Source organism: uncultured Sphingomonas sp. (assembly GCF_937871615.1).
Lineage (GTDB): Bacteria > Pseudomonadota > Alphaproteobacteria > Sphingomonadales > Sphingomonadaceae > Sphingomonas.
This window is the reverse complement of sequence record NZ_CALMPA010000020.1, coordinates 170,052-180,302: the sequence shown is the minus strand read 5'-3', so window position 1 is coordinate 180,302 and position 10,251 is coordinate 170,052. Positions and strand designations below refer to the sequence as shown.

The window sequence follows — 10,251 nt, the reverse complement described above, 5'->3', positions numbered from 1 at the left end:
CCCGCCCGGTCGCGCCGGTCCTGCACTTCGCGGCGGCGCTGCATGTCGCGTTTCGCGTCGCGCAGCCGCGCCTCGCCGCGTTCGAGATCGGCGGCGGCGCGGGCGCGTTCGGCATCGCGCGCGGCAACGAACCCGCTCCACCCGCCGCCCGTCATGCGGATGCCGATCGGGGTAAGCTCGACGATCCGGTCCATCGCCTCCAGCAGATCGCGATCATGGCTCGCCACCAGCAGCCCGCCGCGCCACCCCGCGATCAATTGCTTCACTGCCGCGCGCCCATCGGCATCCATATTGTTGGTCGGCTCATCGAGCAGCAGCACATCCGGCCCGGCGATCGCCAGCCGGGCAAGGCCGATGCGCGTCCGCTCCCCGCCGCTCAGCGAGCCGATCACGCGATCAAGCGCCATTTCGGGCAGGCCCGCCCCCGCCAGCGCCGCCGCGACGCGCGCCTCAAGCTCCCAGTCGGCAGCGTCGAAATCCGCCGCCTCCCCCTCCCCGGAAAGCACGCGCGCTAGCACGGCCAGCGCGTCGGCCACGCCCAGCGCTTCCGCTATCGTCGCGGTGGCATCCCAATCCTGCGCCAGCGTGCCGATCGTGCCCGCGCGTGAAACCACGCCCGCCGCCGGCTCCGCCTCGCCGGCGATGATCCGCAGCAGGGTGGATTTGCCCGCGCCGTTGCGGCCAACCAGCCCGACGCGTTCCGCGCCGAGCGAGAGGGTCAGATTGTCGAATAGCCGCTGCCGGTCAGGCGTGGCGGCGGCAATGGAATCGAGCGTTACGAAGGGAGGCATAAGGCACCGTGCGGACGGATGAGACAAAGCGGCTGGCGTTGTTCATCCGGTGGTACACGGTGGTTTCTCCTTCTATGCGGGCGCGGCGTTTATGCCCGCCGCGCCCCGTAAGTTCAACTGGCCGTCGCCCGGCTCAGTCGCGCAGCAACTCGTTGATGCTGGTCTTGGATCGCGTCTGCGCGTCCACCCGCTTCACGATCACCGCGCAATACAGCCCCGGATTGCCGCCGGTCGATCCCGGCACGACCACGGCATAAGGCGGCACCTCGCCCCGGAACACTTCGCCCGTCGCGCGGTCGATGATCTTGGTCGAGGCGCCGAGATAAACGCCCATCGACAGCACCGCGCCTTCGCCCACGCGCACGCCCTCCGCCACTTCGGCGCGCGCGCCGATGAACGCGCCATCGCCGATGATGACGGGATCGGCCTGGAGCGGCTCCAGCACCCCGCCGATGCCGACACCGCCCGACAGATGGACATTCTTGCCGATCTGCGCGCAACTCCCCACGGTCGCCCAGGTGTCGACCATCGTTCCCTCGCCGACATAAGCGCCGATGTTGACGAAGCTTGGCATCAGGATCGCGCCCTTGCCGATGAACGCGCCGCGCCGCGCGACGCTGCCGGGCACCGCGCGGAAGCCCGCTTCGCGGAACTCGGCCTCGGTCCAGCCGGAGAATTTGGACGGCACCTTGTCAAACCAGTGGCCCGCGCCGGGGCCATTATCGATCAGCGCATTGTCGTTGAGGCGGAACGACAGCAGCACCGCCTTCTTCAGCCATTGATTGACGCGCCATCCGCCATTGCCGTCCGGCTCGGCCACGCGCGCCGCGCCCGCGTCGAGCAGCGCCAGCGCGCGATCAACCGCGCCGCGCACTTCGCCGCCGGTGGCAAGCCCGATCTCCGCGCGGTTTTCCCAGGCGGCGTCGATCGTCTGTTCAAGCTCGATGTTGCTCATGGCCGTTCCAATATTCCTTGTAACCAATGGGTCAGATCGTGGGTGGTGTGATCGACGAAGCTGCGATCGGCGTCTTCGGCCTGCTCCGATCCGTTATCCACCCACACGGTGGTCATGCCGATCGCCTTGGCCGGCGCGAGATTGCGCGCCATGTCGTCGACGAACAAAGATTGGTGCGGATCGAGATCGAACGCCGCGCACAGCCCGGCATAGGCCGATGGCGCTGGCTTCGGCATCAGATCCATCGCGTGGATATCGTGCACCGCCTCGAACGTCGCGCCCAGCCCGAGCCGGTCGAGCACGCGGCGCGCATAGGGGCCGTCGCCGTTGGTGAAGACGATCTTGCGCCCCGGCAATTTCGCGATCGCGGCGGCCAGCGGCAGATTCTCCTCCAGCACGTCCATCTCGATATCGTGGACGAAATCGAGATAGTGATTGGGGTCGATCTCATGCTCCGCCATCAGCCCGGCGAGCGTGGTGCCATGGCCCAGGAAATAGGCCTTCTGGATGCGCCGCGCCTCCTGCGCGTCGACGCCGAGCAGATCGGCGACATAGGCGCCCATCTTCACGTCGATCAGCGCGAACAGGTCCGCGCTCGCCGAATAGAGCGTGTTGTCGAGATCGAAGATCCAGTTGCGGATCGGGGCGAGCGACGGGGGCATGACGGCGCTTTAGGAGCCATTCCCGCGAAGGACAACGCCGTGACGGAGCGGATTGTGGTGTCAGGCAAGAAGCAAGGAGGGAGCGATGCTCAAGCATCGTGACCGACACAGCGACGCCGCATGGCGCCACAAGCCGCCCGCGCGCGGAGAAGCCCGCTTCTCCGCGCGATCACGGGGCTGTCCTGATCGAGTTTGAGCCCTGGGATCGCGCGGTGCGGGCGGCAAGCCGCGCGGCGAGGTTGCGGATCGCAACTTATCGCGCCACATCCTGCGGCATGACCGCCTATTCCATGCTCGATCTCGTCCCGGTGGTGGACGGTGGCAATGTCGCCCGCTCGCTCGCCAATGCCGCCGATCTCGCGCGCCATGCGGAGGCGCACGGCTATCGCCGCTATTGGGTGGCGGAACATCACGGGATGCCCGGCATCGCCTCCGCCGCCACCGCGGTGGTGATCGCGCATGTCGGCCAGGCGACCGAAGCGATCCGCGTCGGCGCGGGCGGGATCATGCTGCCCAATCACGCGCCGCTCCAGATCGCCGAGCAGTTCGGCACGCTCGATGCCCTGTTCCCCGGCCGTATCGACCTTGGCCTTGGCCGCGCGCCGGGATCGGATCAGCGCGTCGCCCGCGCGCTGCGGCGCACGCTAGAAACCGATCCCAATGCCTTCCCCAATGATGTCGTCGAGCTGCAAAGCTATTTCGCGGACGACGGGCGCACCGGCATCACCGCCACCCCCGGCGCTGGCGCGCGGCCTGATCTGTGGATTCTCGGCTGCAGCCTGTTCGGCGCGCAGCTCGCCGCGATCCTCGGGCTGCCTTATGCCTTCGCCTCGCATTTCGCGCCCGATGCGCTCGATCAGGCGCTGGAGGTGTATCGCCGCGATTTCCGCGCTTCCGCGCAGCTTGAAAGGCCCTATGCGATGGCCGGGTTCAACGTCTTCGCCGCCGATACGCAAGGCGAGGCGGAATTGCTCGCCAGTTCGCAGCAGCAGGCGTTCGTCGCGCTGCGCACCGGCAATCCGCGCCAGCTCCAGCCGCCCGTGCCCGGCTATCGCGAAAGCCTGCCGCCGCAGCACGCCGCGATCCTCGATCACGTTTTGCAATGCACCGCGATCGGCACGCGCGAGGATGTCGCGCGCGGCATCGCCGCCTTCGTCAGGCGCACCGGGGTGGACGAGGTGATGCTCACCAGCATGATGTACGATCACGCGGCGCGCAAACGCTCCTTCGCGATCGCAGCCGAGGCGATGCGCGCGATGGAGCCGGCTTAAGCCGCGCGCAACACCCGCGAGCGCCCCGCCGCCTTCGCCGCGTACAGCGCCTGATCGGCGCGCTTGATTACCGCCTCGATCGTCTCCCCGTCGCGCCGCTCGGCGACGCCGCAGCTCATCCCCAGCGTGTAGGGCGTATCATCGCCGCCGATCGGCATCGGCGTTTCGCGCAGCGCAGCGGCCAGCCTGTCGCAGACCGTGCCGGCATCGCTTTGCCCGGTTCCCGGAAAGAAGATCATGAATTCATCGCCGCCGACGCGCGCCACCACGTCGCCCTGCCGCACCCCGGCCTCGATCACCCGCGCGAAATGAACCAGCGCCAGATCGCCGACATCGTGGCCGAACCGATCGTTGACCTCCTTGAAGCGATCGAGATCGAGCACCGCCACCGCGATCTGCCCTTCGCGGTGGATCGTGTCGATCCGCTCATTGAGCGCGCCGCGGTTGAGCAGGCCGGTGAGCGAATCGGTCGCCGCCAGCAGCACCAGATCGCGTTCGCGCGCGCGCAGCCGCCGCTCGCTCTCCGCAAGCTGCTCGGTCAGCCGTGCCCGCGCGGAGAGGCTGGCGGCGACCGGAAGGCAGGTCAGCAGCACCACCGCGAGGAAGAATTGCATCAGATGCAGCCGCAGTTCGGGCTGTTCGCCATAGATCGAGAATGCGGCATTGAGCCGGAACGCCCCCACCGCGCCCGCGATCGCGACGATCAGCATCGCGAATTGCGTGCCGAGCCGCCCGAGCCGGAAGGTGGCGAGCATCAGCGGCGCGAACAGCACGAACGCCGCCGGACGATGCGCGACACCGAAGATGACGATCGACGTTACGGTCACCAGCAGGATGATCGCCGCCGCTTCGAGATATTTGCTTAATTTGCGGCCCATTATCGCGCGGCGATAATCACCCGCCAGCAGCGAGGTGAAGAACGGCGTGAAGACCAGCAGGCCCAGCGCATCGCTGAAATAGCATTTGCGCAGGCCCGTGGCGAAATCCTGCCCCAGCCAGTACCAGCCGATCACGGCCCCGCCGAATCCGCCGATCGCGGGCGCGACGCCGCCTGCCCACAGGATGAACTTGCCGAGATTTTCCGGGTCGCCAAGCACGCCGCCGCCGCCGATCGCGCGGCGCAGCGCATAGGCCGCGATCGTCACTTCGATAACATCGACCATGCCGTAAAAAGCCGGGGCGATGAAGGCATCGCTCGCGATGACATTCGCCAGCACATTGCCGATCACCGCCGCGATCAGAACGTCGATCCACACGGTGCGCTTGGGTTGCAGCAGAAGCGCCAGCAACACCGCGTTCGCCGGCCAGATCGGCGGCACCTCGTTATGATCGTTGACCAGCCATATCGCCACGGCCGCGAGTGCGAAATAAAGAACGCCGACGCCGAACACGGCCGATAATCTTGCGCGTCCCATGGCGGCGTTCGTAGCCGGTGATGGTTTCCGAAAATTTAACGCCCGCCGACAAACTCGTTAACGCGTGGTAATTATTGGGCCATCGGCAGGCGCAGCCGCACGAGCAGCCCGCCCAGATCCTCGCTCTCCTCCAGCCGCACCGTGCCTTCGTAGATTTCGGCAACATCGCGCACGATCGCGAGACCCAGCCCAGTGCCCGGCTTGCCCGTATCGAGCCGCGTGCCGCGATCGAACATGCGGATGCGTTCCGCCTCGGGAATGCCGGTGCCGTCGTCCTCCACCATTATCTCGACGAAGCCCGAATGCGCGCCCACCGTCACGAACACGCTGCCGCCGCCATATTTCGCGGCATTCTCCACCAGATTGCCGACGATCTCGTCCAGATCCTGTCGCTCGATATGCGCGACGAGATCCTTTTCCCCGTCCATATCTATGCGGACGTGTGGGTAAAGCCGCTGCACCGCGCGCTCGACCGATTCGATGGATTGCCACACCCTGGCCCGGCTGTGCGCCGATCCGCGCCGCCCCACGGCCCGCGCGCGCGCCAGATGGTGATCCACCTGCCGCCGCATCGTGCGCGCCTCGCGCACCACGGTTTCGGCAAGATCGGGCGAATTGGCGGTGGCGGCGTTCATGATGACGGTGAGCGGCGTCTTGAGCGCATGGGCGAGGTTCCCGGCGTGGCGGCGCGCTTCCTCCGCCTGCACCTCGTTATGCGCCACCAGCGCGTTCAACTCCTCCACCAGCGGCGCCACCTCGATCGGCATGTTGCCCGATACACGATTGGTCCTGCCGCCGCGCAGCTTGGCGATCTCCAGCCTCAGCTTGCGCAGCGGGAGCAGCCCGTAAAAGGTCTGGAGCGCGGCGAGCACGATCAGCCCAAGCCCCAGCAGCAGGAAACTGCGCACCAGCGTGCGGCGCAGCACGTCGATCTGCGCGTCCAGCCCGCTGCGGCTTTGCGCCACCTGAAAACGCCAGCGCACCGGCGATCGCGGCAGCGTCACATCGCGTTCCACCACGCGCAGTTTTTCGTCGTGGAACTGATCGCTGTCGTAAACATGGACGGTGCGATCATTGTGGTTCGCGCCATAGGCAAGCTGGCGATCCCATAACGAGCGCGAGGGAAATGGCTCGCGGCCACGCGCCGATACCTGCCAGTACAGCCCGGAATATGGCTCCAGAAAGCGTTGGTCGGCTGGCTCGCGGTTGAAGATCACCTCGCCGTCCGGCCCGATTTCCGCCGAAACCAGCAGCGACTGGAGGACATATTCGAGCTGATCGTCGAAATTGCGCGTGACGGCGCTGACCAGCACGCGATCGAGCGCCAGCCCGCCGCCCGCCAGCAGCAGCAGGATCCACGCCGCCGCGATCAGGATCATGCGCCGCGAAAGCGATCCGATCCGGCGGATCGGGCGCGTATTTTCCTGTATCGCCTCCGTCATCGGCGCTGGCTCAGGCCGCCGGGTCTTCCAGGCTGTAGCCCAGGCCGCGGATCGTGGTAATCACATCCTGCCCCAGCTTCTTGCGGATACGGGTGACGAACACCTCGATCGTATTGGAATCACGATCGAAATCCTGATCGTAGATATGCTCGATCAATTCGGTGCGGCTCACCACCTTGCCCTTGTGGTGGAGCAGATAGCTCAGCAATTTATATTCCTGCGCGGTCAGCTTCACCGGCTCGCCGGCGCGCGTCACCTTGCCCGATCGCGTGTCGAGGCGCACGTCGCCCGCGGTCAGCTCGGATGAGGCATTGCCCGAAGCGCGGCGGATCAGCGCGCGCAGCCGGGCGATCAGCTCCTCGGTCTGGAACGGCTTGGCGACATAATCGTCGGCGCCCGCATCAAGCCCGGCCACCTTGTCGGACCAGCTATCGCGCGCGGTGAGCACCAGCACCGGCGTGGTCTTGCCCTCCTTGCGCCAGCGATCGAGCACGGTCAGCCCGTCGATCTCGGGCAGGCCCAGATCGAGCACGATCGCATCATAGCTTTCGGTGGAGCCGAGGAAATGCCCCTCCTCGCCATCGGTGGCGAGGTCGATCGCATAGCCGGCGCCCTCCAGCGTGCTCTTGAGCTGCTGGCCGAGGTTCGGCTCGTCTTCGACGATCAGGACGCGCATGTTGTCTCCCTTTGGGTTCCGCCGCGGGCGTTACCACCGATGCCCGTCTGATGGAATGAACCTGTCGCTTCGCTGAATCAGCGCCCGGTACGCCCGATCACCTGCCCGGTGCGGCCGTCAACGTCCACCCAGATCACCGTGCCGTCACGCAGGAATTTGAGCGTATAGACCCCGCTCGGCAATTCAAGATCGAAGCCGATATATTGCGCGCCCTTCATCGTCGGCACCACACGGCGCTCGATTTCCTTGAGCGGCAGGATCTTCCCGTCGCGCGTCGCCGCCCATGCCGCACTCGCCTCGCGGCCCTGATCGGGCGGCCCGGCGAGCGCCGGCGACGCGGCAAGCAACAGCAGCAATGAAGCGGTCCCGATCCTCATTTCACCGGCGGGCATAGGGGCAAAGGGTTGAACAGCCTGTGAACATGCGCGGCGGCGGCGCGGCGGGCCGCGCTCACCGCTTCATCGCCTCCAGCAGTTTCTTCACGTCCTGCCCGCGTCCGCGCGGCAGGATCAATATGTCGTCGCCGCTCGCCACGACGATCAGGTCGCTCACCCCGATCATCGCCACCCGCGCGCGATCGCTGCGGACGAGGCAATTGTTCGTATCGAGCGCGATCACCTCGCCGTGGATGACATTGTCGTCGGCGTCGTGCGCGCTGATCGCGTGGAGCGCATCCCAGCTGCCCACGTCGTTCCATCCCATCGCCACCGGCGCCACCGCCACCCGCGCGGCGCGCTCCATCACCGCATAGTCGATCGAGCGGCTGATGGCGCTCGCGAAGGCATCGGCATCGGGCATCACGCGCGCGCCGTCCCGCGTCGCGCCCGCCATCGCCAGCGTCATCGCCTCCACCATCGCCGGCTCATGCTCGCGCAGCGCATCGAGATAGGCGTCGGCGCGGAACAGGAAGATGCCGCCGTTCCACACATGCCCCCCCGCCGCCAGCATCGCCTCGGCCGCGTCGAGCGGCGGCTTCTCCACGAAGCGTTCGACGCGGTGCACGCCGGGCGCGATCTCCGCGCCCTCGCGGATATAGCCATAGCCGGTTTCCGGCGCGTCGGGCGTGATGCCGAAGGTGACGAGCCAGCCTTCGCGCACCAGCGGCATCGCCGCGGCGATCGCGTCGTGGAACGCGGGGACATCGGCGATGACGTGATCGGACGGCATGACGAGCAGCGGCGCCGTCCGGTCCTCCATCGCGAGCGCGGCGAGCGCGATCGCCGGCGCGGTGTTGCGGCTGGCCGGTTCGAGGATCAGCGCCTGCGGCGTCATCCCCATCGCCGCCAGTTGCTGCTCGACCATTTCTGCATGTTGCGCGCTCGCGACCACCACCGGCGCGGCGAAGCGATCGCCCCGCGCGCGGCCCGCGGTTAGCTGGAGCATCGTCTCCCGCGCGGTCAGCGCGAGCATCTGCTTGGGCAGTTCGGGCCGCGACATCGGCCATAGCCGTGTTCCCGCGCCGCCGGACAGAATCACAGGAACGATCAGCGGGGCAGCGGTCATCCGTCTCTCCATACCTCAATATCCTTCATCGCAAGGACGAATGCGCACCGCAATGTTTCGATCCGCGCCGCGGCCTTCAGCCTTTCTTTGCCAATTGCTGCGATCAGGTGTCGGAGAAGTTTACACGCACGATCGGATGGCGGAAAAATGGTCAGGGTTTTCAAGCATTACGTGCCCAATGCGGTGCTGCTGCTTGGCGTGCTCGATCTGCTGCTGCTGATCGGCGCGGCGGAAGCCGGATGGGAGCTGCGCGCGCATCAGATCGGGATGGCGATCGCGCCGGTCTGGACCCGCCTGCCCCAGCTCATGAGCTTTTCCGCCGCGCTGATGATCGCGATGGTCGCGGTCGGCGCCTATCAGACCGACGTGCTCGTTTCGATCCGCCAGGCCGCGATGCGGCTGATGGTGGCGGTGGCGCTGGGCGTTTTGTTCCTCTCCGTCCTGTTCTTCCTGCTGCCGTCGATGACGTTCTGGCGATCGAACCTGTTCTACGCGATGATCTTCGCGATCGCCGGGCTGGTGCTGGTGCGCGCGCTGTTCGGCGCGCTGCTCGGGGGCGAGCGGTTCAAGCGCCGCGTCATCGTGCTTGGCGCGGGCGCGCGCGCGCAGCGGCTGGCGGCGCTGGAGGGGATGCCGGGATCGAGCTTCGTCATCGTCGGCTATGTCGCGATGGACGAGCCCGAGCCGCTGGTGCCCGAAGCGATCGCGCGCGACGCGATCGCCAACCTTGCCGATCATGTCGTCCTCCACCGCGCATCGGAAGTGGTGCTGGCGATCGAGGAGCGCCGCAACGCGCTGCCGCTCAAGGATCTGCTGCGCGTCAAGACCACCGGCGTGCAGGTCAACGAATTCTCCTCCTTCCTGGAGCGGGAGACCGGGCGGATCGACCTGCGCACCGTGAACCCCTCGTCGCTGATCTTCTCCGACGGCTTTTCATCCGGCCGGATGCTCACCGCGATCACCAAACGCGCGTTCGACGTGATCGTCAGCCTGTTGCTGCTGATCGTCGCGCTGCCGGTGATCCTGCTCACCGCGATCGCGATCAAGCTGGAGAGCAAAGGCCCCGCTTTCTATCGCCAGCGCCGCGTCGGGCTGTTCAACGAGGCGTTCGACATCCCCAAGCTGCGCTCGATGCGGCAGGATGCCGAGGTGCCCGGCGAAGCCGTCTGGGCGGCGGAGCGCGATCCCCGCATCACGCGGATCGGCCGCTTCATCCGCAAGGTCCGCATCGACGAGCTGCCGCAATGCTGGAGCGTGCTGAAAGGCGAGATGAGCTTCGTCGGCCCGCGCCCCGAACGCCCGCAATTCGTCGCCGATCTCGAACGCGAACTGCCTTATTACGCCGAACGGCATATGGTGAAGCCCGGCATCACCGGCTGGGCGCAGATCAACTATCCCTATGGCGCGTCGATCGAGGATGCGCGCCACAAGCTGGAATATGATCTTTATTACGCGAAGAATTATTCGCCGTTCCTCGATCTGCTGATCCTGTTGCAAACCTTGCGGGTAGTGCTCTGGCCCGCCGGCGCGCGGTGA

10 protein-coding genes are annotated in these 10,251 nt (G+C 66.7%); 2 read left to right on the top strand and 8 right to left on the bottom strand.

All coding sequences use genetic code 11. The features are described 5' to 3' along the window. The 3 genes from Q0316_RS04510 to Q0316_RS04500 all read right to left on the bottom strand — a co-directional run. The coding region (locus Q0316_RS04510; RefSeq protein ID WP_298670185.1) for an ATP-binding cassette domain-containing protein at window positions 1-791 on the bottom strand (791 nt) is incomplete at its 3' end. Between the two features lie 133 nt (window positions 792-924). Continuing rightward, window positions 925-1,746, bottom strand: a complete 822-nt coding sequence (dapD, locus tag Q0316_RS04505) for a 2,3,4,5-tetrahydropyridine-2,6-dicarboxylate N-succinyltransferase (RefSeq protein WP_298670183.1) — start codon at window positions 1,744-1,746, stop codon at window positions 925-927. Next, the gene (locus Q0316_RS04500; protein ID WP_298670181.1) at window positions 1,743-2,408 is read right to left on the bottom strand and encodes a pyrimidine 5'-nucleotidase; all 666 of its coding nucleotides are present in this window, start codon (window positions 2,406-2,408) and stop codon (window positions 1,743-1,745) included. Before Q0316_RS04500 ends, dapD begins: the two co-directional genes overlap by 4 nt. A gap of 275 nt (window positions 2,409-2,683) precedes the next feature. Between Q0316_RS04500 and Q0316_RS04495 the strand changes: the two genes are divergently transcribed. Then, window positions 2,684-3,679, top strand: a complete 996-nt coding sequence (locus Q0316_RS04495) for an LLM class flavin-dependent oxidoreductase (protein ID WP_298670179.1) — start codon at window positions 2,684-2,686, stop codon at window positions 3,677-3,679. Here Q0316_RS04495 and Q0316_RS04490 read toward each other — a convergent pair. The 5 genes from Q0316_RS04490 to Q0316_RS04470 form a co-directional block, all read right to left on the bottom strand. After that, window positions 3,676-5,094, bottom strand: coding sequence for a sensor domain-containing diguanylate cyclase (locus Q0316_RS04490; protein WP_298670177.1), 1,419 nt, complete (start codon window positions 5,092-5,094; stop codon window positions 3,676-3,678). The genes Q0316_RS04495 and Q0316_RS04490 overlap by 4 nt on opposite strands. Window positions 5,095-5,165: 71 nt before the next feature. Next, window positions 5,166-6,536 (bottom strand): ATP-binding protein, encoded by a 1,371-nt coding sequence (locus Q0316_RS04485; protein WP_298670175.1) that lies wholly within the window; start codon window positions 6,534-6,536, stop codon window positions 5,166-5,168. 10 nt (window positions 6,537-6,546) lie between these two features. Then, window positions 6,547-7,212 carry a response regulator transcription factor gene (locus Q0316_RS04480; RefSeq protein WP_298670173.1) on the bottom strand — a complete coding sequence of 222 codons (666 nt, stop codon included), beginning with the start codon at window positions 7,210-7,212 and terminating at the stop codon, window positions 6,547-6,549. 77 nt (window positions 7,213-7,289) lie between these two features. Next, window positions 7,290-7,589, bottom strand: a complete 300-nt coding sequence (locus tag Q0316_RS04475; protein ID WP_298670171.1) for a hypothetical protein — start codon at window positions 7,587-7,589, stop codon at window positions 7,290-7,292. Window positions 7,590-7,662: 73 nt separating this feature from the next. Then, window positions 7,663-8,715 carry a mannose-1-phosphate guanylyltransferase/mannose-6-phosphate isomerase gene (locus tag Q0316_RS04470; RefSeq protein WP_298670169.1) on the bottom strand — a complete coding sequence of 351 codons (1,053 nt, stop codon included), beginning with the start codon at window positions 8,713-8,715 and terminating at the stop codon, window positions 7,663-7,665. 147 nt (window positions 8,716-8,862) lie between these two features. Here Q0316_RS04470 and Q0316_RS04465 point away from each other — a divergent pair, with 147 nt between their 5' ends. Further along, window positions 8,863-10,251 carry a TIGR03013 family XrtA/PEP-CTERM system glycosyltransferase gene (locus Q0316_RS04465; protein ID WP_298670167.1) on the top strand — a complete coding sequence of 463 codons (1,389 nt, stop codon included), beginning with the start codon at window positions 8,863-8,865 and terminating at the stop codon, window positions 10,249-10,251.

Coding starts and splice junctions, on each gene's coding strand:
- Q0316_RS04465 (WP_298670167.1), top strand. CDS start 8,863: ATGGTCAGGGTTTTCAAGCATTACGTGCCCAATGCGGTGCTGCTGCTT.
- Q0316_RS04470 (WP_298670169.1), bottom strand. CDS start 8,715: ATGACCGCTGCCCCGCTGATCGTTCCTGTGATTCTGTCCGGCGGCGCG.
- dapD (WP_298670183.1), bottom strand. CDS start 1,746: ATGAGCAACATCGAGCTTGAACAGACGATCGACGCCGCCTGGGAAAAC.
- Q0316_RS04495 (WP_298670179.1), top strand. CDS start 2,684: ATGACCGCCTATTCCATGCTCGATCTCGTCCCGGTGGTGGACGGTGGC.
- Q0316_RS04500 (WP_298670181.1), bottom strand. CDS start 2,408: ATGCCCCCGTCGCTCGCCCCGATCCGCAACTGGATCTTCGATCTCGAC.
- Q0316_RS04485 (WP_298670175.1), bottom strand. CDS start 6,536: ATGACGGAGGCGATACAGGAAAATACGCGCCCGATCCGCCGGATCGGA.
- Q0316_RS04480 (WP_298670173.1), bottom strand. CDS start 7,212: ATGCGCGTCCTGATCGTCGAAGACGAGCCGAACCTCGGCCAGCAGCTC.
- Q0316_RS04490 (WP_298670177.1), bottom strand. CDS start 5,094: ATGGGACGCGCAAGATTATCGGCCGTGTTCGGCGTCGGCGTTCTTTAT.
- Q0316_RS04475 (WP_298670171.1), bottom strand. CDS start 7,589: ATGAGGATCGGGACCGCTTCATTGCTGCTGTTGCTTGCCGCGTCGCCG.